The sequence below is a fragment of the Rhodococcus sp. 852002-51564_SCH6189132-a genome (assembly GCF_001665495.1).
GTDB lineage: Bacteria > Actinomycetota > Actinomycetes > Mycobacteriales > Mycobacteriaceae > Rhodococcus > Rhodococcus pyridinivorans.
Genome location: NZ_LZMJ01000026.1, coordinates 36,106 through 62,349, shown reverse-complemented (window position 1 = coordinate 62,349; position 26,244 = coordinate 36,106). Strand labels below are relative to the sequence as shown.

At 72.9% G+C, this 26,244-nt stretch carries 7 protein-coding genes; 3 read left to right on the top strand and 4 right to left on the bottom strand.

Translation table 11 applies throughout. The features are described from left to right. Positions 1–6: 6 nt before the first annotated feature. Positions 7–22,068 (bottom strand): non-ribosomal peptide synthase/polyketide synthase, encoded by a 22,062-nt coding sequence (locus A5767_RS05305; protein ID WP_064851846.1) that lies wholly within the window; start codon positions 22,066–22,068, stop codon positions 7–9. 543 nt (positions 22,069–22,611) lie between these two features. Here A5767_RS05305 and A5767_RS05300 point away from each other — a divergent pair. Continuing rightward, a complete protein-coding gene (locus tag A5767_RS05300) occupies positions 22,612–23,199 on the top strand; it encodes a hypothetical protein (protein ID WP_064851847.1) in 588 nt (195 codons plus the stop codon). A 24-nt stretch (positions 23,200–23,223) separates the two neighbouring features. On the opposite strand, the gene A5767_RS05295 is transcribed toward A5767_RS05300, so the two are convergent. Further along, positions 23,224–23,565, bottom strand: a complete 342-nt coding sequence (locus A5767_RS05295) for a hypothetical protein (RefSeq protein ID WP_006554803.1) — start codon at positions 23,563–23,565, stop codon at positions 23,224–23,226. Between the two features lie 232 nt (positions 23,566–23,797). Here A5767_RS05295 and A5767_RS05290 point away from each other — a divergent pair, with 232 nt between their 5' ends. After that, entirely contained in the window at positions 23,798–24,136 is a 339-nt protein-coding gene (locus tag A5767_RS05290) for an RNA polymerase-binding protein RbpA (RefSeq protein WP_006554802.1), read from the top strand. A gap of 82 nt (positions 24,137–24,218) precedes the next feature. On the opposite strand, the gene A5767_RS05285 is transcribed toward A5767_RS05290, so the two are convergent. Further along, positions 24,219–24,557, bottom strand: a complete 339-nt coding sequence (locus A5767_RS05285) for an RNA polymerase-binding protein RbpA (RefSeq protein ID WP_006554802.1) — start codon at positions 24,555–24,557, stop codon at positions 24,219–24,221. Between the two features lie 232 nt (positions 24,558–24,789). Between A5767_RS05285 and A5767_RS05280 the strand changes: the two genes are divergently transcribed. Beyond that, a complete protein-coding gene (locus tag A5767_RS05280; RefSeq protein WP_006554803.1) occupies positions 24,790–25,131 on the top strand; it encodes a hypothetical protein in 342 nt (113 codons plus the stop codon). A 24-nt stretch (positions 25,132–25,155) separates the two neighbouring features. Here A5767_RS05280 and A5767_RS05275 read toward each other — a convergent pair whose 3' ends face one another. Then, entirely contained in the window at positions 25,156–25,743 is a 588-nt protein-coding gene (locus A5767_RS05275; protein ID WP_064851847.1) for a hypothetical protein, read from the bottom strand. Between the last annotated feature and the right edge of the window lie 501 nt (positions 25,744–26,244).

Genomic DNA, 26,244 nt, shown 5'->3' with positions numbered 1-26,244 from the left:
CAGGCGCTACGCGAACCTCGTTGTTTTTTGCGCCATTACTGCCGGGACCCCCTGCACCGCGACTCGTCCCCACCGGCGCAGCGCCGCGTCGCTCTCGGTCAGCCGGGCCGAGAGCACCGCGACGATCGTCTCCACCGCCCGGGCACTCACCATCTCGTGGTGATCGCAGTCGAGCCGGTACTGGTGGATCTCGCCGGCGATCACGTTGTGCCAGGCCGCCACCGCCGGGACCGGGGTCTCCGAGCGGGCCGCGGTGAAGAACAACGCGTCCCCGTCGAAGGTGTCCGGTTCGTGCCGCCGCGCGGCGCGGGCGGTGTCGGTCGACCCGGCGTGCAGCCGTTCGAGGTGGGCGGCGGTCAGGCCGGTGCCGCCCCCGAACGCCTCGTCGAGCACCGCGGCGGCGTGTTCGAAGCTCGGCTCACCGTCGTCGACGGGAAGCCCGAGATCGCGCAGCATGTCGCGGGTGCCGACGGCCGGGGACGCCCCGACCATCAGGTGGCTGTCGAGCAGGGCGAGGGTGTCGACGATCTCCCCGTCGCGGCGCAGTTCGACGGCGACGGCGTGCGCGACCACCCCGCCGAGCGACCAGCCCAGCAGGTGATATGGGCCGTGCGGCTGCACCCGGCGGATCTCCCGCACGTAGTGGCGGGCCAGCGCGGTGATGGTGTCGTGCCGCGGACCACCGGACAGGGCCGGCAACTGCAGACCGTAGACCGGCCGGTCGTCGTCGAGGCGGTGCGCGAGGGCGCTGTACGGCCAGGCCAGCCCCGCGGCGGGATGGATGCAGAACAGCGCGGTGCCGGTGCCGGGGCGCAGCGGCACGAGCACCCGGAACGCCTCGTCGATGCCGTTGCTCTCCTCGGACTCGCCGCTGCTCAGGTGTGCGGCGAGTTCTGCCGGGGTCGGATGGGTGAAGATCGACGCGATCGGCACCCGCCGCCCGAGTCGTTCCCCGAGCGCCGGTAGCAACCGGGTCGCCAGCAGCGAGGTGCCGCCGAGGTCGAAGAAGTCGTCGTCGACACCGACCCGGTCGAGGCCGAGATGCTCGGCGAACAGGTCGGTGACGAGCTTTTCGAGGTCGGTGCGCGGCGCCCGGTAGTCCCCGACCGGGGCGGTGAAATCCGGGGCGGGCAGCGCGGCGCGGTCGAGTTTGCCGGCCGGGGTGAGCGGGATGTCGTCGAGCACGGTGATCACCGCCGGCAGCATGTGCGGCGGAAGATGCTGCGCGACGAACGTTTTCACCTCGGCGGCGGTGATGTCGGTATCAGGGGCGAGGCGGAGGTAGGAAACCGGCACGGCCTGCCCGGACGGGGCGGTGTGGCCGAGGGTGTGGGCGAAGACCACCTGCGGGTGCGCGGTCAGCGTGGCGTCGATCTCGCCGAGTTCGACGCGGAAGCCGCGGATCTTGACCTGGAAGTCGGTGCGGCCGACGTAGTCGAGGCGATGATCGGTGGTCCACCGCACCAGATCCCCCGTGCGGTACATCCGCTCCCCCGAGCCGGTGGGATCGGGCACGAACCGGGCGGCGGTCAGCGCGGGCCGGTCGTGGTAGCCGCGGGCCAGACCCGGCCCGGCGACATATAGTTCCCCGGCCACCCCGGCCGGGACGGGTTGCAGCCGCCCGTCGAGGACCAGGGCGTGGAAACCGCGGCTGGGGGTGCCGATGGTGACGGGTTCGCCGACGGTGAGCGGCTCGCCGAGGGAGGTCATGATCGTCGCCTCGGTGGGACCGTAGGCGTCGATCACCCGCCGCGACGGCGCCCAGCGTGCCACCAGCTCCGGTGGGAGTGCTTCGCCGGCGACGAGCAGGGTGTGCAGTTCGGGGACGGTGTGCGGGTCGAGCGAGGCCAGCGCGGTGGGGGTGATGAAGGCGTGGCTGACCCGCTGTGCGCGCAGCACAGCGGCGAGCTCGTCGCCGCCGTAGACGTGCGGCGGCACGATCACCAGCGTCGCCGCGGCGCACAGCGCCATCATCTGCTCGAAGATCGACGCGTCGAAGCTCGGCGACGCCAGATGCGACACCCGGGCCGCGGCGGTGACCTGCAGACGGTCGCGTTCCTCCCGGGCGAGGGAGGCCAGGCCGCGGTGGGTGACCACCACGCCCTTGGGGCGGCCGGTGGAGCCGGAGGTGTAGATCAGGTAGGCCGGATGATCCGGGCGCAGCACCGTCGGCCGGTCCGCGTCGTCGATCGGTGCGAGCGGCCCGGCGGTGAGGTCGAGGTCGTCGAGGACGAGCCAGTCCACCTCGTCGGGCAGCGCGTCGCGGTGCGCGGCGACGGTGATGCCGATGCGCGCGGCACTGTCGTCGAGCATGAAGGCGATGCGGTCGGCCGGATAGGTGGGGTCGACCGGCACGAATGCCGCGCCGCTGCGCACCGTCGCCCACACCGCGGTGACCGATTCGAGCGAGCGCGGGATCGCCAGGGCGATCACCTGTTCGGGTCCGGCGCCGCGGTCGAGCAGGCGCCGCGCGAGCCGGTGCGCGCGGGCGTCGAGTTCGCGGTAGGTGACCTGCCGGTCGTCGTCGACGACCGCGACCGCGTCCGGGGCGGTGGCAACGGCGGTGTCGAGCAGGTGCGGCCACAGCACCGCCGGTTCGGCCTGCGGTCCGATGGCGGGCACCAGCGCGGTGTGTTCTGCGGCGGTGAGCAGGTCGAGATCGCCGACGGGACGGTGCGGGTCGGCGGCGATCGCGTGCAGCAGCCGGGTGAACCGGTCGGCGAAGCCACGCACCGTCTCGGCGTCGAACAGGTCGGTGGCGTAGACGAAGGCGGCGTCGAGGCCACCTTCGGCGTTCTCCCCGATGAGCAGTTCGAGGTCGAAGTTGCACACCGTCGGGTCGAGGGCGACGCCCTGCACGCTCAGGTGCGGCAGTTCCACCGCGGGCAGTTCGGCGGTGTGGAATTCGATGGAGACCTGGAACAGCGGTGAGTGTGCGGTCGAGCGGGTCGGGGCGAGCGCGTCGACGACCCGGTCGAAGGGCAGGTCGGCGTGCGCGAAGGCATCGAGGTCGCTGTCGGTGACGGCGGTGAGCAGCTCGGTGAACGACGCTTGCGCGGGCACCGCGGTGCGCAGCACGACGGTGTTGACGAACATGCCCACCAGATCGTCGAGGGCGCGGTGTCCGCGACCGGCGACCGGCGAGCCGACGGCGATGTCGTCGCTGCCCGACAGGCGGGCGAGCAGCACCGCGAACGCCGCGTGCACGGTCATGAACACGGTGCTGTGCCGGACGGCGGCGAGCTGCTGCAGCCGGGCGAGCAGATCGGCGTCGACGGTGAAGCGGGTGATGTCGCCGCGGAAGGACTGCTGCGGCGGCCGGGGTCGGTCGGTGGGCAGCGGCAGCACCTCCGGCAGCCCCGCGAGGCGCTGCTGCCAGTAGGTGGTCTGGTCGGCGGCGAGGGTGCCGGGGTCGTCCGGGTCGCCGAGCCGGTCGAGTTGCCACAGGGTGTAGTCGGCGTACTGCACCGGCAGCGGCCCGAACGCCGGGGTCTCGCCGCGGCTGCGGGCGGCGTAGGCGATCATCAGGTCGCGGGCGAGCGGGCCGGTGGAGCCGCCGTCGGCGGCGATGTGGTGTACGACCAGCACGGCGAGATGGTCGTCGCGGCCGAAGGAGAACACCCGCGCCCGCACCGGGATGTCGACGGTGACGTCGAATCCGGCGCCGAGGAAGTCGGCGATGGCGGTGTGCACGGTGTCCTCTCCGGCGGGCACCACGTCCAGCGGCAGCGGGGCGTCGGCGGCGGCGAGGATCCGCTGGTGCGGTCCGGCCGCCGACGCCGGGTAGATGGTGCGCAGGCTCTCGTGCCGGGCCAGCACGTCGTGCAGGGCGGCGCCGAGCGCGGCCGGGGACAGATGCCCGGACAACCGGATCGCCAGGGGGATGTTGTAGGCGGCGGAGGTCGGATCGAACTGGTTGATGAACCACAGTCGTTGCTGCGCCGGGGAGAGCGGGATGTGCTCGGGGCGCGGTCCGGCGATCGGGCCGGAGGTGGTGTCGGCGGTGGGTTCCTCGACCTCGGTGGTGGGCCGGTCGTCGAGGTGTGCGGCGAGCGCGGCGACGGTGGGGGCTTCGAACAGGGCGCGCACCGGCACGGGTCGGCCGAGCCGGTCGCCGAGGCGGGCGACGGCGCGGGTGGCGAGCAGTGAGTTACCGCCGAGGTCGAAGAAGTTGTCGTCGACGCCGAGTCGGTCGAGGCCGAGCACGTCGGCGAGTTCGTCGGCGACGAGCGACTCGAGCGGGTCGGTGGGTGCCGGACGGTCGCCGGTGCCGGCGGTCAGGTTCGGTGCGGGCAGGGCGGCGCGGTCGAGTTTACCGACGGGGGTCAGCGGGATCTCGTCGAGCACGCTGATGACGGTGGGCACCATGTGCGCCGGGAGATGCTCGGAGACATGGTATTTCACAGCGGCGTGGTCGATGTCGGCGCCGGGTGCGGGGTGCAGGTGGGCGACGAGGACCGTCTCTCCGCTCGGGGCGCGGTGCGCGACGGTGGCGGCGAATCCGACGGCCGGGTGGGCGGCGAGCACGGCGTCGATCTCGCCGAGTTCGACGCGGAAACCGCGGATCTTGATCTGGAAGTCGCTGCGGCCGACGTATTCGATGCGCAGATCCCGCCGGTCGAGGTCACCGACCCAGCGCACCAGGTCCCCGGTGCGGTACATGCGTTCGCCGGGGGCGCCGTAGGGGTCGGCGACGAACCGGGCGGCGGTCAGCGCGGGCCGGGCGTGATAGCCGCGGGCCAGGCCCCAGCCGGCCAGGTACAGCTCACCGACGGCACCGAACGGCACGGGTCGCAGCGCGGTGTCGAGGACGACGGCGTGCACCCCGCGCAGCGGACCGCCGAGGGTCAGTGGGTCGTCGACGCCCAGGGGGTCGCTGATCGCGGCCATGATGGTGGTCTCGGTGGGCCCGTAGGCGTCGACGAGACGCCGCCCGGGCGCCCAGGTGGCCTGCAGGTCCGCCGGCCACGCCTCCCCACCGACCGCGAGATCGGTGAGGTCGGTCGGATCCGCCGGGTCGAGGGAGGCGAGCGCGGCGGGGGTGATGAACCCGTGGGTGACCCGCTGCTCGCGCAGCAGCGCGCCGAGTTCGGCGCCGCCGACGATGTGCGGGGGCACGATCACCAGTTCGGCGCCGGACCCGAACGCCAGGAGGTATTCGAAGATCGACGCGTCGAAGCTCGGCGACGAGACGTGCATGACCCGCGCGCCGGGTCCGGCACCGAAGCGGCTGCGCTGGTCGCGGGCGAAGTTGTCCAGGCTGCGGTGGGTGGTGATCACACCCTTGGGGCGGCCGGTCGAGCCGGAGGTGTAGATCAGGTAGGCGGGATGATCGAGCCGCAGCGCAGCGGGGCGGTCGGTGTCGTCGATCGTGGTGGTGTCCTCGCCCGCGGCGTCGCGGTCGAGGTCGTCGAGCAGCAGCCACGGCACCGTGTCCGGGAGCCGGTCGCGGTGTGCGGTGGTGGTCACACCGACGGTGGCGCCGCAGTCGTCGAGCATGAATGCGACGCGTTCGGCCGGATAGCGCGGGTCGACGGGCACGAACGCCGCCCCGGTCTTGGTGATCGCCCACATCGCGGTCACCGACTCGACGGAGCGGGCGATGCCGAGGGCGACGAAGGTCTCCGGTCCGGCGCCGCGGCGCAGCAGCACCCGCGCCAGCCGGGTGGAGCGTTCGTCGAGTTCGCGGTAGGTGAGCACCCGCTCCCCCTCGCGCAGGGCCGGCCGGTCCGGGTGTGCGGCGGCGGTCGCGGCGAGCAGTTGCGGCAGGGCGACGTCGCTGCCCCCGGCCGGGCCGTGCACCGGCAGCAGCGCGTCCTGCTCGGTGGCGGTGAGTGCCGGCAGCGCGGTGATCGGGGCGGCCGGGTCGCCGGTGAGTGCGTCGAGCACAGCGGTGATGCGCGCGGCGATCGCGGCGACGGCGTCGCGGTCGAAGACCTCCGGCAGGTATTTCATGCGCAGGTGCACCGCGGTGTCGGTGTGCACGACCACCGACAGCGGGTAGTGCGCGGCGTCGCGGCCGGTGATGTCGGCGACCCGCATGCCGCCGAGGTCGGTGTCGCGGTCGAGACCGGCGCGTTCGACCGGGTACGACTCGAAGACGGTGAGGGTGTCGAATCGCACGGCGGCCCCGAGGTGCCGGTCGAGGGTGCCCAGGTCGAGATGGTGGTGATCGAGCAGGGCGACCTGTTCGGCCTGCACCCGGTCGACGAGCGCACCGACGGTGTCGTCGGGCCGCACGGTGATGCGCACCGGGACGGTGTTGATGAACAACCCGACCATCGCCTCGATGCCGGGGATCTGCGGTGGCCGCCCGGAGACGGTCGCCCCGAACACCACGTCGGTGCGGCCGGTGAGGGCGCCGAGCACCACACCCCAGGCGGTCTGCACGAGGGTGTTGACGGTGACGCCGCGGGCGGTGGCGGTGTCGTGCAACCGCACCGACAGAGCGGTGTCCAGGTCGAGGTCGAGGTCCTCGGAGATCCCGACGGTGGTGCCGGGGCGGTGCTGCGGGGCGAGCAGGGTCGGTTCGTCCACCCCCGCGAGGGCGCGGCGGTAGGCGTCGAGGGAGGCTTCCGGGTCGCGGTCGGCGAGCCAGGTGAGGTAGCTGCCGTAGTGCGGCGCCGGGGGCAGTGCCCGCTGGTCCGCGTCGGTGGCGTAGAGCATCAGCAGTTCCCGGATCAGCACCGGGGTGGACCAGCCGTCGAGCAGCAGGTGATGGTTCGTCAACGCCAGCAGGTGCCGGCCCGGGCCGGTGTGCACGACGGTCGCGCGCAGCAGCGGCGTGGTCTCGGTGTCGAAGCGGGTGCGTCGATCGAGGGCGAGCAGTTGCGCGGCGGCGTCGTCCGGGTCGGGGTCGTCGCTGGTGTCGGCGACGGTGAACGGCACTTCCACGTGGGTGGGGATGACCTGGACGTGTCCGTCGCCGGCGGCGGGGAACGCCGCGCGCAGCGCCGGATGCCGGTCGAGCAGCAGTTGCAGGGAGCGGCGCATCCGGCTCGCGTCGACCTCGCCGCGCAGGTCGAGGACGAGCTGCACGATGTAGGCGTCGGGGCGGTCCCCGGCGAGCAGGGCGTGGAAGAGCAGCCCGGTCTGCAGCGGCGCGGTCGGCCACACCGTGTCCAGGGGCCCGTAGCGTTGCTCGAGACGTTCGATGACGTCCTGGTGCAGTCGCACCAGCGGCAGATCCGAGGGGGTCAGGCCACCGGCGTGCGGGCTGCGGGTGTGCCGGGTCAGTGCGGTGGCGGCGGTGGCGAAGTGGTGCGCGAGGGCGGTGACGTCGGTGTCGTCGAGCAGCCCGGCCGGGTACGACCAGTGCACCTCGAGTACCGGCCCGGTGGGGGTGTCGGTGGTGACGGCGTTGATGTCGAGCACCGCGGCGGCGGGCATGTTCGGGCTCTGTGCCCCGCCGTGGGGGAAGCCGTCGATGGGCAGCCAGGGGGTGTCGGTGTCGGTGACCCCGGCGGTGGGGCGGCCGAGATAGTTGAAGCTGACCTGCGGCGTCGGTGCGTTCGCGAGTTCGGTGGCGGTGTCGGGGTCGAGATAGCGCAGCAGCCCGAAGCCGGTGCCGTGGTCGGGGACGGCTGCGAGGTGTTCCTTGACGGTCTTGACGGCGCGACCGGCGGCCGGGCCGGCGGCGAGCGCGTCGTCGAGGTCGATGCCGGTCAGGTCCAGGCGCAGCGGGTGGATGGTGGTGAACCAGCCGACGGTGCCGGACAGGTCGGCGCCGGCGGCGGCATTGCTGTCGCGGCCGTGCCCTTCGAGGTTGAGCAGCAGCTGGGCCGGGTGGTGGCCGCGGTCGCGGCGCCACGCCGCCACCGCGAGGGCGAGTGCGGTGAGCAGGCCGTGGTCGACGGCGCCGTGGAAGGCGTTGGGCACGGCGGTGAGCAGCGCCTCGGTGACGGAGGTGGGCAGTTCGGTGGCGACGGTGATGACGGTGGCGTTGGTGTCGCGGACCGGATCGAAGGGGCGGTGCCCGAGCGGCGGGTTCGGTCCGTCGAGCATGGCGCGCCAGAAGTCGAGTTCGGTGCGGCGGGTGGGGGCGGCGTCGCGCAGGGCGTGGGCCCAGCGGCGCACGCTGGTGCCGGTGTGGGGGGGCAGCAGCGCACCACTCGTGGCGCCGTCGGCCGCGGCGGCCGCCCACGCGGCGGCCAGGTCGGGGACGAGGATGCGCCAGGACACCCCGTCGACGGCGAGATGGTGGATGACGATGAGCAGTCGGCCGGCGCCGCTGGTGGCGTCGAACCACACCAGCTGCACCACCCGCCCGCTGTGCGGGTCGAGGCGGTCGGCGGCGGCGTCGAGTTCGGCGGCGGCCAGGGCGAAGAAGTCGTCGCTGTCCGCGGCGCTGGTCACCGGCACCCGGTGGATGACGGTGTCGACGTCGACGCTGCCCGGGGCGGGCACGTGCAGGACGTGCCCGCCGGGGACGTCCGGCACCGCGTGCAGGTGCACGCGCAGCATGTCGTGCCGGTCGAGGACCGCGGTGACGATCGCCCGCAGCGTCGCCGCGTCCAGGCCGGTGGGCAGGCGCAGCAGCAGCGCCTGCGAGTAGCGGCCGATGCTGCCGCCGCGGTCGAGCATCCAGTGCGCGATCGGCGGTAGCGGCATGTCCCCGACCCCACCGCCGGGCAGCTCCGCGAGCGTTTCGGTGGGGGTGGCGGTGCCGACGACGGCGGCGAGCGCGGCGGGGGTCTTGTGTTCGAACACCTCGCGCGGAGTCAGGTCCAGGCCGGCGGCCTTCGCGCGGGAGACCAGCTGGATGGACATGATCGAATCGCCGCCCAGGGCGAAGAACGAATCGTCCACCCCCACCGTCGGCAGACCGAGGACCTGCGCGAACAGTTCCACCAGCACCGTTTCGTGGCCGCGCGCGGGGGCGCGGGAGACGGTGGTGCGGGCGGCGAAGTCGGGGGCGGGCAGCGCGCGCCGGTCGAGTTTGCCGGTTGCGGTGACCGGCAGCGTGTCGAGCACCATCAGGGTGGACGGCAGCATGTACGCGGCGAGTTCCCCGGCGGCATGCTCGAGCACCACGTCGACGTCGAGGTCGTGGCCGGGTTCGGGTACCGCGTAGCCGACGAGCCGGTCGGTACCGGAGGCCGGGTCGGTGTGGACGACGACCACGGCGCGGCCGACACCGGGGGCGCGCAGCAGCGCCGCTTCGATCTCGCCGAGCTCGATGCGGAAACCGCGCAGCTGCACCTGGAAGTCGGCGCGGCCGAGATATTCGATCTCGCCGTCGCGGGTGCGGCGCGCCAGGTCCCCGGTGCGGTAGATCCGGTCGCCGGGGGCGCCGTGCGGGTCGGCGACGAACCGGGTGGCGGTCGGATCGGGGCGGTGCAGGTAGCCGCGGGAGAGCTGGGCGCCGGAGACGTACAGTTCGCCGATCACCCCGGTGGGCACCGGATGCAGCCGGTTGTCGAGGATGTGCAGGCGCAGCGACGGCAACGGTGGGCCGATCAGGCTTGCCGCGGCGGTGGCGGCGAGTTCGCGGGTGATGGTGCGGGCGGTGACGTGCACGGTGGTCTCGGTGATGCCGTACATGTTCACCAGCGTCGGGGCGGTGTCGTCGTGGCGCCGGTACCAGCGGTCGAGCTGCCCGAAGTCGAGGGCTTCCCCACCGAAGATCACCCGGCGCAGCGCCGGCAGGTCGGTGCCGGCGGCGCGGTCGGCGTCGATGAGCTGGTAGAAGGCCGTCGGGGTCTGGTTGAGCACGGTGACCCGTTCGCGGCGCAGCAGTGCCAGGAATTCCTGCGGGTTGCGGGCGGTGTGGTAGTCGACGACGACGAGCCGGCCACCGTGGGCGAGGGCGCCCCACAGTTCCCACACCGAGAAGTCGAAGGCGTAGGAGTGGAACAGTGTCCACACATCGGAGGCGTCGAAACCGAACATCTCGGTGGTGTCGGTGAGCAGGGTGACGACGGTGCGGTGCGGGACCATCACGCCCTTGGGGCGGCCGGTGGAGCCGGAGGTGTAGATGACGTACGCCGCCGCCTCCGGGTGCACGCGTGGCAATCCGTCACCGCCGCTGGGCATCTCGTCGAGGCGGGTGCGCACGGCCGGGTCGTGCAGGTCCACGATCGGCGGGGTGTGCGGGGGCAGAGCGGTGGCGTGGTCGGCGGTGGTGAGCAGGCACACCGGGGCCGCGTCGTCGAACATGTACGCGAGCCGGTCCGGGGGGAACGCCACGTCGATGGGCAGATAGGCGGCGCCGCTGTGCAATACGGCGAGCAGCGCGACGATCAGGTCGGTGCCGCGCGGCAGGGCGACGGCGACGAGCCGGTCGGGTCCGGCGCCGTGCTCGACGAGCAGCCGCGCCAGGCGCTGCACCCGGTCGGTGAGCTCGTCGTAGAGCAGCGTCCCGTCGGGGGCGGTGACCGCGATCGCCGCCGGGTCGAGTCCGGCGCCGCGGGCGTACAGATCGAGCAGCGACGCCGAGGCGGAGCCGAGCACGCTCGCCGTGGCCGGGCGCAGCGGCGCCGGGGCGGTGGGACGTTCGTCGTCGGTGAGCAGGTCGACGTCGCCGATGGGGCGGTGCGGGTCGGCGGTGACCGCGTCGAGCAGCCGCACCAGCCGCTGCGCGAAGGAGGCGACGGTGTCGGGATCGAACAGGTCGGTGGCGTAGGTGAACGCCGCGGGCATTCCGTCGCTCTCCCCTGTTCCGGTCGGGTCTGGATCCTGCAGGGTCAGTTGCAGGTCGAACTTGGCGACGGGCAGCTCCGGGTCGAGGGCGTCGACCTCGAGTTCGGGCAGCACCAGGTGGGCCCGTTCGGTGTTGCCGTATTCGAGCACCACCTGGAACAGCGGGGACCGGTCGGTCTCGCGGGCCGGGGCGAGCACGTCGACGAGGGTCTCGAAGGGCAGCTCGGTGTGCCCGAAGGCCGCGAGGTCGATCTCGCGGGTGCGGTGCAGGTGGTCGGTGAACGACAGCGCCCCGTCGACGGGGGTGCGCAACACCACGGTGTTGACGAACATGCCGACCAGGTCGTCGAGGGCGCGGTGGCCGCGACCGGCGACCGGGGAGCCGATGACGATGTCGGATGTGCCGGTCAGGCGGGCCAGCAGCGCCGCGAACGCTGCGTGCACGGCCATGAACACGGTGGTGTCGTGCTCGGCGGCCAGCGCCTCGAGGCGCCGCTGCACGTCGGCGGGCACGGTGAAGCGGTGCAGGGCACCGTGGAAGCTGCGCTGGGTGGGGCGCGGCCGGTCGGTGGGCAGCGGCAGCAGTTCGGGGGCGTCGGCGAGGGTGTCGCGCCAGAACCGCAGCTGCGCGGCGGCGAGGGAGGTCGGGTCGTCCGGGTCGCCGAGCAGCCGGCGCTGCCACAGGGCGTAGTCGGCGTACTGCACCGGCAGCGGCGACCGATCCGGGTCCGTCCCGCCGGTGCGGGCGGTGTAGGCGAGCATCAGGTCGCGGGCCAGCGGCGCCATCGACGAGCCGTCCGCGGCGATGTGGTGCACCACCACCGCCAGGACATGAGCGTGCTCGTCCAGGCGCCACAGCCGTAGCCGCACCGGCACCGCCGCGGCCACGTCGAAACCGGCACCGACGAAGTCGGCGAGGTCGGTGGGCAGGTCGTCGCCGGTGACCGGCCGCGCCGTGAGCGCCGGCAGCACCCGGTCGGTGTCGACGACGACCTGGCGCGGGCCCTGTTCGTCGCCGGGATACCAGGTGCGCAGGCTCTCGTGCCGGTCGAGCACGTCGCGCACCGCTCCGGTCAGTGCCGCGACGTCGAGGCGGCCGGACAGGCGGATGGCGAGCGGAATGTTGTAGGCGGCGGAGGTGGTGTCGAACTGGTTGACGAACCACATGCGTTGCTGGGCCGGGGACAGCGGCAACCGTTCGGGCCGGTCGGCGGCGACCAGCGGCACCCGTCCGTGCCCACCGTGATCGTCGAGGATCCGCGCGGCCAGCGCCCGCACTGTGGGCGCCTCGAACAGGGCACGGACCCCGGCGTCGGTGCCGAGCGCGGCGTTGAGGCGGGCGACGACGCGGGTGGCGATCAGCGAGTTGCCGCCGAGATCGAAGAAGTTGTCGTCGACGGAGACCTGCGGGTGCCCGAGGACCTCGGCGACGATCTCGGCGACGGTTGCCTCGAGGTCGGTGCTCGGGGGACGGTAGTCGCCGCCGAGCCGTGTCAGGTCCGGCACCGGCAGGGCGCGGCGGTCGAGTTTGCCGACCGGGGTCAGCGGCAGCTCATCGAGCACCACCACCGCGGCGGGCACCATGTGACCGGGCAGCCGCGCCGCGGCCCAGGCGCGCAGTGCCCGCGGATCGATCTGCGTGGCGGTGGTGTCGGTGGTGTCGGGCAGTATGTAGGACACGAGCACAGTGTCGCCGCTGGGTGCGGGGTGCCCGATGGTATGGGCGAAGACGATCGCGTCGTGGGCGGTGAGCGCGGCGTCGATCTCGCCGAGTTCGATGCGGAAGCCGCGCACCTTGACCTGGAAGTCGGAGCGGCCCAGATATTCGACGGTGCCGTCGTGCCGCCAGCGCACCACATCCCCGGTGCGGTACATGCGTTCGCCGGGGATGCCGTAGGGGTCGGCGACGAACCGGGCGGCCGTGAGGTCGGGGCGGCGATGGTAGCCGCGGGCCACGCCCGGCCCGGCGATGTACAGCTCGCCGGCCACCCCGACGGGGACGGGCCGCAGTCGGTCGTCGAGGACGGTCTGGTGGAAGCCGACGGCGGGGCCGCCGATGGTGACGGTGTGCCCGGGCCGCAGTTGCGGGCTGACGCTGGTCTCGATGGTGGCCTCGGACGGGCCGTAGCCGTTGAACATGCGCCGTCCCGGCGCCCAGCGCGCCACCAGTTCCGGTGGGCAGGCCTCGCCGGCGACGACGAGGACCTCGAGGTCGTCGAGTCCGGTGGGGTCGAGGGAGGCGAGCGCCGTGGGGGTGATGAAGGCGTGGGTGACCTTCTCCTCGCGCAGCAGCCGGGCGAGTTCGTCGCCGCCGTAGACGTCCGGCGGCACGATCACCAGGGTGGCGCCGGCGCAGAACGCCTTGGTGAACTCGAAGATCGACGCGTCGAAGCTCGGCGACGCCAGGTGCGAGACGCGAGCCTGGTGGGTGATGGTGAAGTGGCTGCGCACCTCGGCGTTGAGGTTGGTCATGCCGCGGTGGGTGACCACCACGCCCTTGGGGCGGCCGGTGGAGCCGGAGGTGTAGATCAGGTAGGCCGGGTGGTCGAAGTGCAGCGCGGCGGTGCGGTCGGCGTCGGTGATGGGTGCGTCGCTCGTCGCGGCGATCCGGGCGGCGACGGCAGGATCGTCGAGCACCAGCCACGGCACCTCGGCGGGCAGCGCGTCGCGGTGCGCGGCGGTGGTGATGCCCAGGGCGGCAGCGCTGTCGGTGAGCATGTAGCTCACCCGCTCCGGTGGGTAGGCGGGGTCGACGGGCACGAACGCCGCACCGGTCTTGGTGACCGCCCACACCACCGCGACCGATTCGAGCGAGCGGGTCAGCGCGAGCGCGACGACGGTTTCCGGGCCGATCCGGTGCTCGTCGACGAGCAGCCGCGCCACGCGGGTGGACCAGGCGTCGAGTTCGGCGTAGGTGATCTGCCGGTCGGCGAAGCGCAGGGCGACCGCGTCGGGCAGGATCGCGGCGATCGAGGTGAGCAGTTCCGGCCACAGTTGCGGTGAGACCGGTGGCAGGCCCCGCGCCGGGGCCAGGTCGGCCAGTTCCCGGTCGGTGACGATGTCGATGTTGCCGACCGCGATGTCGGGGGTGTCGGTGATCGCCTCGACGATGCGCACGAACCGGTCGGCGAACGAGGCGACGGTGGCGGCGTCGAACAGGTCGGTGGCGTAGGTGAACGACGCGCGGATGCCGGCGGGGCCGTCGGCGTCGGTGGTCTCGGCGATGGACAGCTGCAGGTCGAACAGCGCCAGCATCGGGTCGAGGTCGATCACCCGCACCGACAGGTCGGGCAGTTCGATCTCGGGGCGTTCGGTGTCCTGGAATTCGAGCAGCACCTGGAACAGCGGGGTGTAGGCGGTCGAGCGGGGCGGGTCGAGGACCTCGACGAGCCGCTCGAAGGGCACCTCGGTGTGCCCGAAGGCGGTCAGGTCGCCGGTGCGGATGCGGTCGAGCAGCGCGGTGAACGGCTCGTCGTCGTCGACGCGGGCGCGCAGCACCACGGTGTTGACGAACATGCCGACCAGGTCGTCGAGGGCCCGGTGGCCGCGCCCGGCGACGGGGGTGCCGACGACGATGTCGTCGCTGCCGGACAGGCGGGCGAGCAGCACCGTCAGTGCGGCGTGCACCAGCATGAACACCGACGCGTCGTGGGCGCGGGCGATGTCGAGCAGCCGGCGGTGCGCGGCCGCGTCGAGGGTGAACGGGATGCGGGCGCCGCGCCGCGACGGCTGCACCGGGCGCGGCCGATCCAAGGGCAGTTCGAGCAGTTCCGGGGCGCCGGTGAGGGTTGCGCGCCAGAACCGGAGCTGTTCGGCGGCCAGGGAATCGGGGTCGGTGTCGTCGCCGAGCACCCGGTGCTGCCAGAGGGTGTAGTCGACGTACTGCACCGGCAGCGGGGTCCACGGCGGGGTCTGCCCGGCGTGGCGGGCGCTGTAGGCGGCGATGACGTCGCGGGCCAGCGGCCCCATGGAGAAACCGTCGGCGGCGATGTGGTGGGCGACGAGCACGAGCACGTGCTCGTCCTCGGCCAGGGCGAGCACCCGGATGCGGGTGGGGATCTCGGTGGCCACATCGAATCCGGCCGCGAGGATCGGGGTGAGCTCGCTGTCGAGGGCGGTGCCGTCGTCGACGGTGAGCATCACCAGATCGGGGACGGCGGCGCCGGTGGGCACCACGACCTGCACGGGCCCGTCGTCGGTGAGCGGATAGCGGGTGCGCAGCGATTCGTGCCGGGCGACGACGTCGCCGATGGCGTGCTGCAGCGCCGCCTGATCGAGCCTGCCGCTCAGGCGCAGCGCGACGGCGATGTTGTAGGCCGGGGAGGTGGTGTCGAACTGGTTGATGAACCACATCCGCTGCTGCGCCGGGGACAGCGGGACCGGGTCGGGGCGCGGCCCGGCCACCGGGGCGCCGCGCCCGGCGCCGGTGCGGTCGGGCTGGTCGAGATGCGCGGCGAGATCGGCGACGACCGGATGGTCGAAGATCTCCCGGATGCCGAGCTCACCGCCGGTGTCCGCGGCGAGCCGGGCGGCGGCGCGCATCGCGAGCAGGGAGGTGCCGCCGAGGTCGAGGAAGTGGTCGTCGGCGCCGACCCGGTCGACGCCGAGCAGGTCGGCGAAGACGGTGGCGACGAGCTGTGCGGTGGGGGTGCGCGGCGCCCGGTAGCCACCGGCGGCGGTCGGTGCCGGCGGAGCGGGCAGCGCGTTGCGGTCGAGTTTGCCGTTGGCGCCGACCGGCAGCGCGTCGAGGACGACGAGGGCGGCGGGCACCATGTAATCCGGCAGGTGCGCGGCGAGATCGGCGGTGACCGCGGCGGTGTCGATGCTGCGGCCCGGGGTGGGCACGAGATAGCCGGTGAGCCGGTCGTCGGCGCCGTGGTGGACGAGCACCACCGCCTGCCCGATCTCCTCGCGGGCGCGCAACACCTGCTCGATCTCCCCGAGCTCGATGCGCAGACCGCGGACCTTGACCTGGAAGTCGGTGCGCCCCAAGTACATCAGGGCACCGTCGGCGCGGCGGGTGGCCAGATCCCCGGTGCGGTACATCCGCTCCCCCGGCGCCCCGAACGGGTCGGCGACGAACCGGTCGGCGCTCAGGCCCGGGCGGTCGAGATAGCCGCGGGCGAGCTGGATCCCGGCCAGATACAACTCGCCGGCGGCGCCGGCGGGCACCGGATGCAGCCGCGCGTCGAGCACGTAGGTGCGGGTGTTCCACACCGGGCGCCCGATCGGCACCGACCCGGCATCGGTGTCGGTGGTGGTCCAGGCGGTGACGTCCACCGCGGCCTCGGTGGGCCCGTACAGATTGTGCAGGGCGGTGTGCGGCAGCGCCTCGCGTAGCGCGGCGGCGGTCTCGGCGGGCAGCGCCTCCCCCGACGCGAACACGTGCCGCAGCGCGAGCGGCTCCCGGCCGCGGCCGTGCAGGGCGTCGACGAACACCGCGAGCATCGACGGCACGAAATGCGCCACGGTGACCCGCTCCTCGGCGAACAGCCGCAGCAGGTAACCGGGATCGCGGTGCCCGCCGGGGGCGGCGACGGCCAGCCGCGCCCCGACCTGCAGCGGCCAGAAGAACTCCCACACCGACACGTCGAAGGTGGCGGGGGTCTTCTGCACCACCGTGTCGTCGGCGGTCAGCGGATAGGTGTGCTGCATCCAGCGCAACCGGTTGACGATCGCGGCGTGCGGCACCGCCACCCCCTTGGGGCGGCCGGTGGAGCCGGAGGTGAAGATCACGTAGGCGAGATGCGCGCCGGTCGGCTCCGGTCGATCCGCCGAGGTGAGGGCCGCCGGGGATTCGTCGGCGAGGTCGAGGCGGTCGATGCGCAGCACCTCGGCGCCGGTGTCGGGCAGGGCGTCGGCGACATCGCTGGTGGTGAGCACCGCGCGCGGGGCGGCGGTGTCGAGGACGTAGCGCAGCCGCTCGGCGGGATGCTCCGGATCCAGCGGCAGGTAGGCGGCACCGCTCTTGACGATCGCGTACATGCCGACGAGCAGATCCAGCGACCGCGGCGCGGCGAGGGCGATCACCCGGTCCGGTCCGGCGCCGGCGCGCAGCAACCGCCGCGCGAGCCGGTTGGTGACCGCGTCGAATTCGGCGTAGCCGAGGGTGTGGCCGTCGACGGTGACGGCCGGGGCGTGCGGGGTCGCGGCGACCTGCGCGGCGAACAGTTCCCCGAGGGTGGTGGCGGGTCCGGTGTCGGCGGTGGTTGCGTTCCACGTGTCGAGAACGGTGCGGCGTTCGTCGGCGGTGAGCAGCTCCACGTCGCCGACCGGCACCGCCGGATCCGCGGTGACCGTCTCGAGCAGCCCCACGAGGCGCTGCCCGATCGCGGCGGCGGTGGCGGGATCGAACAGGTCGGTGGCGTAGGACAGCGCGCCGCGCAGTGCGTGGGTGCGGCCGTCGCCGTCGGCGACCGCGCCGAGCTGCAGATGCAGGTCGAATTTGGTGGTGTGCGTGTCGATTTCGGCGATGTCGACGTCCAGGCCGGGCAGGGTCAGGTGCGCGCCGGTGGTGTCGGAGAAGGCGAGCATCACCTGGAACAGCGGCGAGTAGGCCGCCGAGCGGGCGGGCACCACGGCGTCGACGAGCCGGTCGAACGGCAGGTCGGTGTGCGCGAAGGCCGCCAGGTCGGTGTCGCGCACCGCGGCGAGGACGTCTGCGAAGGACAGGTCGGCGGGTACGGCGGTGCGCAGCGCGACGGTGTTGACGAACATGCCGACCAGGTCGTCGAGGTGGCGGTGGCTGCGCCCGGCGACGGGGGTGCCGACGACGATGTCGTCGCCGCCGGACAGGCGGGCCAGCAGCACCGCCAGGGCGGCGTGCACGACCATGAACTCGGTGGCGGTGTGGGCGTGGGCGAGCTGCCGGATCCGCCCGTACAGCTCCGGGGCGATCTCGACGTCGACGCTCGCGCCGCGGAAGGACTGCTGCGGTGGGCGCGGCCGGTCGGTGGGCAGCGCCAGCAGGTCGGGGGCGCCGGTGAGGATCTCGCGCCAGTACTCGAGTTGCCGGGCGGCGCGGGAGGTCGGGTCGTCGACGTCGCCGAGCAGATCCGCGAACCACAGGGTGTAGTCGGCGTACTGCAGCGGCAGCGGCGCCCAGTCCGGGGCGGTGCCCGCGGCGCGGGCGGCGTAGGCGGTGACCAGATCCCGGGACAGCGGCGCCAGCGACGCGCCGTCGGCGGCGATGTGGTGCACCACCACGGCGAGCACGTGCTCGTCGCCGGCGACGCGGAACAGCCGCATCCGCAGCGGCGGGTCGACGGTGACGTCGAAACCGGCCGCGACCACCGCCGCGACGTCCGCGTCGAGATCGTCCGTGACCGTGGGGGTCAGATCCAGGGCGAGCGCGTCGACGGGCAGCACCTGCTGGATCGGCCCGGCCGGGGTGGCCGGGTAGACGGTGCGCAGCGCCTCGTGCCGGTCGAGCACATCGCGGGTCGCCGCGACCAGCGCCGCGTGGTCGAGGGCGCCGCGCAGCCGCAGCGCGATCGGGATGTTGTAGGCGGCCGAGGACGGGTCGAGCTGGTCGACGAACCACAGGCGTTGCTGGGCGGCGGAGACCGGGATGCGGTCCGGGCGCGGCAGCACCGGCGCCGGGGCGGGCCGGTCGACGTCGTCACCGGCGGGCAGGTTCGCCGCCAGCGCCCGCACGGTGGGGGCCTCGAACAGCGACCGCACCCCCAGATCGGTGCCGAAGGCGTCGTTGATGCGGGAGATCACCCGGGTGGCGACCAGCGAGTTGCCGCCGAGCTCGAAGAAGCTGTCGTCGGCACCGACCTCGGCGACGCCGAGCTGGTCGGCGAAGATCGCGGCCAACGCGGTCTCGGTGGGCGACATCGCCGCCGCCCCACCGGCGCCGCCGAAGACCGGCTCGGGCAGTGCCGTGCGGTCGAGTTTGCCGACGGCGGTCAGCGGGATCTCGTCGAGAACCATGATCGCGGCGGGCACCATGTGGGCGGGCAACCGCGCCGCGAGCGCCGCGGACAGCTGCTCCGGGTCGAGGGTGCAGCCGGCATCGGGCAGCACATAGGACACGAGCATCTGTTCCCCGGAGGGCGCGGCGCGGCCCAGGGTGACGGCGAAGGCGACGTCGGGGCGGTCGCTGAGGGCGGCGTCGATCTCGCCGAGTTCGATGCGGAACCCGCGGATCTTGACCTGGAAGTCGGAGCGGCCGAGATATTCGACGGTCACCGAGCGGGCGGGACGGTGCGGGTCGCGGATGCGCCAGCGGGTGACGTCACCGGTGCGGTACATGCGCGAGCCGGGAGGGCCGAAGGGGTCGGCGACGAAACGGGTGGCGGTCAGGCCCGGCCGGTCGTGATAGCCGCGGGTGACGCCCGGCCCGGCGATGTACAGCTCCCCGGCGATCCCGACCGGCACCGGGTGCAACCGGCCGTCGAGGATCAGCTCGTCGATACCGCACACCGGGTGGCCGATGGTGACGGTCTCCCCCGGCACCAGCATGTCGGTGATATTGCAGACGATGGTGGTCTCGGTGGGCCCGTACGCGTTGTACATCCGGCGGCCGGGTGCCCAGCGCGCCACCAGTTCCGGTGGGCACGCCTCGCCCGCGACGGTGACCGCCTCGCATTCGACGCCGGTCGGGTCCACCGACGCCAGCGCGGCCGGGGTGGAGAACAGGTGGGTGACCTGTTCGCGGCGCAGCAGCGCCGCCAGTTCGTCGCCGCCGTAGATGTGGGCGGGCACCACCACGAGGGTCGCGCCGATGGCGAAGGCGGTCATGTACTCGAAGATCGACGCGTCGAAGCTCGGCGAGGAGAAGTGCGAGACCCGGGCCGCCGGGGGTGGGGCCAGGCGGGTGTGCAGGGTCGCCGACAGGTTCGCCAGGCCGCGGTGCGGCACCACCACACCCTTGGGGCGGCCGGTGGAGCCGGAGGTGTAGATCAGGTAGGCGGGATGGTCGAACAGCAGGGTGGCCGGCCGGTCGTCGTCGGTGATCGGCTCATCGCTCGCCTGCGCGATCCGCGCGTCGAGATCCGGATCGAGGACGAGCCAGGGCACCGTGTCGGGCAGCTCGGCGCGGTGCGCGGCGGTGGTCAGGCCCAGGATCGCCCCGGAGTCGGTGAGCATGTATTCGATGCGTTCGGCCGGATATTTCGGGTCGACGGGCACGAAGGCGGCCCCGGACTTGGCGATCGCCCAGATCACCGCCACCGATTCGAGGGAGCGGGCGATGCCGACCGCGACGAACGTCTCCGGTCCGGCGCCGGCGTCGATGAGGACGCGGGCGAGCCGGTTGGACCAGGCGTCGAGTTCGCCGTAGGTCATACGCCGGTCCTCGCACACCACCGCCTCGGTGTCCGGCACCACCGCGGCGACCGCGCACAGGATCTCCGGCAGGGTCTGCGCGGAGCGGGCCGGGTCGCCGTGCGCCGGGACCAGACCGGCGACCTCGTCGCTGCCGACGAACGGCAGATCCCCGATGGGCAGGTGCGGGTCGGTGAGCACCGCGGTCAGGGCGCGGCCGAGTCGCCGGCCGGTGGTGGTGGCGGTGTGCGCGTCCACCCGGTCGGGCCGGTAGCCGGTGCGGACCTGCAGGGCGGTGCCGGTGGTGTCGATCGTCACGCGCAGCACCGCGTCCGCGGGGGCGGAGGTCGGGTCGTCGAGGGTGAGCACCACCGGGCAGGCGGGGGCGAGGCCGGCGAGCACGGCCGGGTCGACCTCGGCGTGGGCGGCGAGATCGGCGCCGAGGGTGCGCACGCGCCGCACCAGCTCGGCGAAGGGCTCGGCCGGGTCCACCTCGACGCGCAGCGGCAGCACCCGCCCGTCGCGGGCCACGCCGACGAGGACGTCGTCGTGACCGGTGAGCCGGGCGATGAGCGCCGCCGTGGCGGCGTGCAGCACGGCGGCGACGGTGGTGTCCGGGGCGTCGCCCTCGGTGGTGGCGAAACGCGCGGCGAGCGCCGCGGCCGTGACCGCCAGGCGGTCCTCGACGTCGGCGGGGGTGTCGTCGGCGGGGGCGGTGACGGGGCGGGGCAGTTCGAGGCGTTCGGCGGCGTCGGCGAGCTGCTGCCGCCAGAAACCGGCGTCGGCGGCGGCGCGGCGGCGCTGCTCGCCCAGGGTCACGCTGGCCGGATGGATCACGGCGACCGCGCGGTCGGGGGCGCTGCGCAGGAAATCGTCGAGCAGTTCGACGAACCGGTCGTGGTGGGCACGGAGTTCGTCCTCGTCGTAGCGGTGCGGGTTGCCGCGGAAGTCGAGGAAGGTCCGGGCCGGGTCGCCGCTCTGATAGATGTTGACCAGCAGGTCCTCGACGGGACCGGAGGTCATGATGTGGAACTCGCCGCGGATGTCGCCGAGCACGATCTCCTGCCGGAACAGCATGACGTTGACCATCGGCCCGGCATAGCGGTACGGGTCGCCGGCGGCGCCGGTCTCGCGGCGGATGTCCTCGAGGCTGAATCGCTGGTGGCGCAGCGCCCCGGTGAGTTCGAGCTGCACCCGCCGCACCAGGTCGGTGCGGGTGTCGTCCGGTTCGAGAAAGATGTGCAGCGGCGCGGTGTTGACGAGCATGCCGCCGGAGCGGCGGGCCATGGCGGTGGTGCGGGCGAAGACCGGCAGGTTGATCATCACGTCGTCGCGGCCGGTCATCCGCGCCAGATAGCACGCGAACGCCGCGATGACCGCCGCCGTCGACGACAGTCCCGGTTCGTCGTCGACCGCGGTCAGCGCGTCGACGAGGTCGTCGGGGAGGGTGTGGCTCGACAGCAGCGACACCGCCGCGGTGGGGGCGTCGCGTTGCGCCAGAGTCGAGCCGTCCTCGAGTCCGGCGACCCGCTCGATCCAGTAGTCGCGGTCGGTGCGGTAGCGCTCGGAGTTGCGGTACTCGCGGTCCCAGTCGTACAGGGCGCGCAGGTCGGCGGCTTTCGACGGTTCCGGCTCGCGGCCGTCGATCTCCGCGGTGTAGAGGGCGGCGATGCGGTTGACCATGGTCATCGCCGCGAATCCGTCGAGGGCGACGTGGTGGATGCGGGCGTACCAGAGGAACCGGTCGTCGGCGACCTGCAGGATCGTCATGTTCACCAGCAGGTCGTTCGCCAGGTCCACCGGGGTGGCGTAGTCGGCGGTCATCCACTCGTGCGCCGCGGCCATCGGGTCGGGTTCGCCGCGGAAGTCGAGCAGCGGGATCTCGTTGCGGTCCTCGACGGTGGGGTCGACGTACTGGACGGGTTCACCGTCGACGTCGACGACCCGCAGATAGGCGGACTGGAACTCGGCGCCGGCGCGATATCCGCAGCGTCGCAGCAGATCCAGATCCGGGGCGCCGCGCAGATCCACATACTGCGCGATGCACACGGGTACCTCGGGCGCGAGCTGCTGCGCGAACCAGATGGCCCGTTGCGCAGACGACAGCGGGAAAGCGCCGGCCGGTATCTGCGGACGACGGTGTCGCAGCGACATATCCCCTCCGAAAGCGATGTTGTTGGCCGTGATCGGCGTGTGTCCCCCGACATCGCGTGCAGGAGCCGATCCCGGTGCCGCGCTGGGCGTGCGGCGCCGCGATCGGACCCCCGTTCGATCGTGTGACCCCGTGTGACCGGGGCCACACAACAAGCTAGACCACCTGTACGACCGGTACGACCGGATTGCGGCGACGACCGCAGCACCGCCCGCCGCTGCGCCCCACAGGTCGCCCCTCTACCGTCGCGGCAGCGGTGCGGAACCGCGGGTGACCTCGGAAATCGTTCCCCCGCAGGCGATTAATCGCGTTTCGATAACGTTTTCCCGACCGTCGGGAGGAATGTCCTGTTCGTGACCGGCGTGACGAATGAGGTCGCCTCCGAAGCCGGATCGGGCTCGCCGGAAACGCCCCGAAACCGGACAGCTCTCCTTATTCTCGAAGCGGCCGTCACCTTCGTGCCCCCGTGCCGCGACCCGTGCGTGATCGGATCGCGACCGGATCGTCTCGTCCCGCCCGCTCGACCCGATTCGAAGGAGCCCGAGATGTTGCGTCGCCGATCCGCCCCGCTCGCCACCGCCCTGCTCGCCGCGGCCCTGCTCGCGGCCCCCGCCCAGGCCGCCGCCGACACCGCCCCGCCGGGGGTGCCGCTCGATCAGCTGCGCGCGGAGGTCGCCGACTCCCCCGAGACCCTCGCCGCGCTCGAGCGGCTCGTCGCCGACTCCGGCTCGGCGGATCCGTTCGCGCCGCCGCCGAAGAACATCCCGCAGCCGTTCTCGTCGCCCGCACCCACCGTCGGTCCGGGCTGCGGCGGCGGTTTCGTGCCGTTCGCGATGACCACCGCGTGGGTGCATCCCGGCCCGCACGGTCAGGTGCCGTTCGGGTCGATCGAGGTGATCGTCGAACCCACCGCCGGTGCGCCGGTGACCGCCTCGGACCTGAAGTTCGTGTGGATCAACATGGAGAACATCCGGGCCGGGGTCGCCACCCTCGACAACAACGGCGGCGGATTGCAGTCCACAGTGATCGACAGCGGTCCCGGTGCGGTGCTCGGCGCCCTGTTCGGCTCGCTGCAGTACGCCAACGGTGCGTTCTGCCAGGTGATCTACACCATGGGTGGCTTCTTCGCCTGAGCCCGCGCTCCCCGATCGGGGCGGTCAACGCAGCCGTTCGGCGTCGCGGGCCAGATCGAGCAGCTCCGCGCACAGGGCGGTCAGCTCGTCGGCCGCGGCGCCCTCGGCGACCGCGGTGGCGACGTCCTCGGCGGCGCAGCGCGCCCGGAACGCGCGGTCGGCGAGTGCCTCGACCTCGCCGGCGGTGAGCACCACCGAATCCTCGGGCAGTCCGGCGCGGCGGGCGCTGCTGCGCTGCTCGTAGGCGCGTTGCCGACACGACTGGCGGCAGTAGCGGCGTCGCCGCCCGGTGCCGATCTCCGGTACCGGGCGCCCGCACCACAGGCACGTGCTCGCTCGGGTGTCACGTCCGGTCACGAGCGTCACTGTACTGCCCACCTGCACCCCTGGCGGGGCGGCGGGAACCCCGGACGCACGGGCCGGTGCGGGCACCGTGCGCGCGGCGGTGCGGCGGGTCGGTAGACTGGTCCCTCGGCTCCTCGGTGGGCCGCGGGAACGGAATCGGCTCCGCAGACGTTGAGCACAGTGGACGTCGAGCCCGGTGTCGATGCCGCACGGCATCGTCACCCGGGCGGAGCACACAAGGAAGGACACCACCATGGCAGATCGTGTACTGCGAGGCAGCCGACTCGGGGCGGTGAGCTACGAAACCGACCGCGACCACGATCTGGCGCCGCGGCGAATCGCGCGCTACCGCTGCGACAACGGCGAGGAATACGACGTGCCGTTCGCGGACGACGCGGAGATCCCCGGCACCTGGATCTGCAAGAACGGCCTCGAGGGCACCCTGGTCGAGGGCGCCGCACCGGAGCCGAAGAAGGTCAAGCCGCCGCGCACCCACTGGGACATGCTGCTCGAGCGTCGCTCCGTCGAGGAACTCGAGGACCTGCTCAAGGAGCGCCTGGACCTGCTCAAGGCCAAGCGCCGCGGCGCCTGACACCCGCGCCGCCGAACACGTACGTGTGCCGCCCCGGACGATCGTCCGGGGCGGCACACGTACGTGTTCGGCGGCGCGGGTGTCAGGCGCCGCGGCGCTTGGCCTTGAGCAGGTCCAGGCGCTCCTTGAGCAGGTCCTCGAGTTCCTCGACGGAGCGACGCTCGAGCAGCATGTCCCAGTGGGTGCGCGGCGGCTTGACCTTCTTCGGCTCCGGTGCGGCGCCCTCGACCAGGGTGCCCTCGAGGCCGTTCTTGCAGATCCAGGTGCCGGGGATCTCCGCGTCGTCCGCGAACGGCACGTCGTATTCCTCGCCGTTGTCGCAGCGGTAGCGCGCGATTCGCCGCGGCGCCAGATCGTGGTCGCGGTCGGTTTCGTAGCTCACCGCCCCGAGTCGGCTGCCTCGCAGTACACGATCTGCCATGGTGGTGTCCTTCCTTGTGTGCTCCGCCCGGGTGACGATGCCGTGCGGCATCGACACCGGGCTCGACGTCCACTGTGCTCAACGTCTGCGGAGCCGATTCCGTTCCCGCGGCCCACCGAGGAGCCGAGGGACCAGTCTACCGACCCGCCGCACCGCCGCGCGCACGGTGCCCGCACCGGCCCGTGCGTCCGGGGTTCCCGCCGCCCCGCCAGGGGTGCAGGTGGGCAGTACAGTGACGCTCGTGACCGGACGTGACACCCGAGCGAGCACGTGCCTGTGGTGCGGGCGCCCGGTACCGGAGATCGGCACCGGGCGGCGACGCCGCTACTGCCGCCAGTCGTGTCGGCAACGCGCCTACGAGCAGCGCAGCAGCGCCCGCCGCGCCGGACTGCCCGAGGATTCGGTGGTGCTCACCGCCGGCGAGGTCGAGGCACTCGCCGACCGCGCGTTCCGGGCGCGCTGCGCCGCCGAGGACGTCGCCACCGCGGTCGCCGAGGGCGCCGCGGCCGACGAGCTGACCGCCCTGTGCGCGGAGCTGCTCGATCTGGCCCGCGACGCCGAACGGCTGCGTTGACCGCCCCGATCGGGGAGCGCGGGCTCAGGCGAAGAAGCCACCCATGGTGTAGATCACCTGGCAGAACGCACCGTTGGCGTACTGCAGCGAGCCGAACAGGGCGCCGAGCACCGCACCGGGACCGCTGTCGATCACTGTGGACTGCAATCCGCCGCCGTTGTTGTCGAGGGTGGCGACCCCGGCCCGGATGTTCTCCATGTTGATCCACACGAACTTCAGGTCCGAGGCGGTCACCGGCGCACCGGCGGTGGGTTCGACGATCACCTCGATCGACCCGAACGGCACCTGACCGTGCGGGCCGGGATGCACCCACGCGGTGGTCATCGCGAACGGCACGAAACCGCCGCCGCAGCCCGGACCGACGGTGGGTGCGGGCGACGAGAACGGCTGCGGGATGTTCTTCGGCGGCGGCGCGAACGGATCCGCCGAGCCGGAGTCGGCGACGAGCCGCTCGAGCGCGGCGAGGGTCTCGGGGGAGTCGGCGACCTCCGCGCGCAGCTGATCGAGCGGCACCCCCGGCGGGGCGGTGTCGGCGGCGGCCTGGGCGGGGGCCGCGAGCAGGGCCGCGGCGAGCAGGGCGGTGGCGAGCGGGGCGGATCGGCGACGCAACATCTCGGGCTCCTTCGAATCGGGTCGAGCGGGCGGGACGAGACGATCCGGTCGCGATCCGATCACGCACGGGTCGCGGCACGGGGGCACGAAGGTGACGGCCGCTTCGAGAATAAGGAGAGCTGTCCGGTTTCGGGGCGTTTCCGGCGAGCCCGATCCGGCTTCGGAGGCGACCTCATTCGTCACGCCGGTCACGAACAGGACATTCCTCCCGACGGTCGGGAAAACGTTATCGAAACGCGATTAATCGCCTGCGGGGGAACGATTTCCGAGGTCACCCGCGGTTCCGCACCGCTGCCGCGACGGTAGAGGGGCGACCTGTGGGGCGCAGCGGCGGGCGGTGCTGCGGTCGTCGCCGCAATCCGGTCGTACCGGTCGTACAGGTGGTCTAGCTTGTTGTGTGGCCCCGGTCACACGGGGTCACACGATCGAACGGGGGTCCGATCGCGGCGCCGCACGCCCAGCGCGGCACCGGGATCGGCTCCTGCACGCGATGTCGGGGGA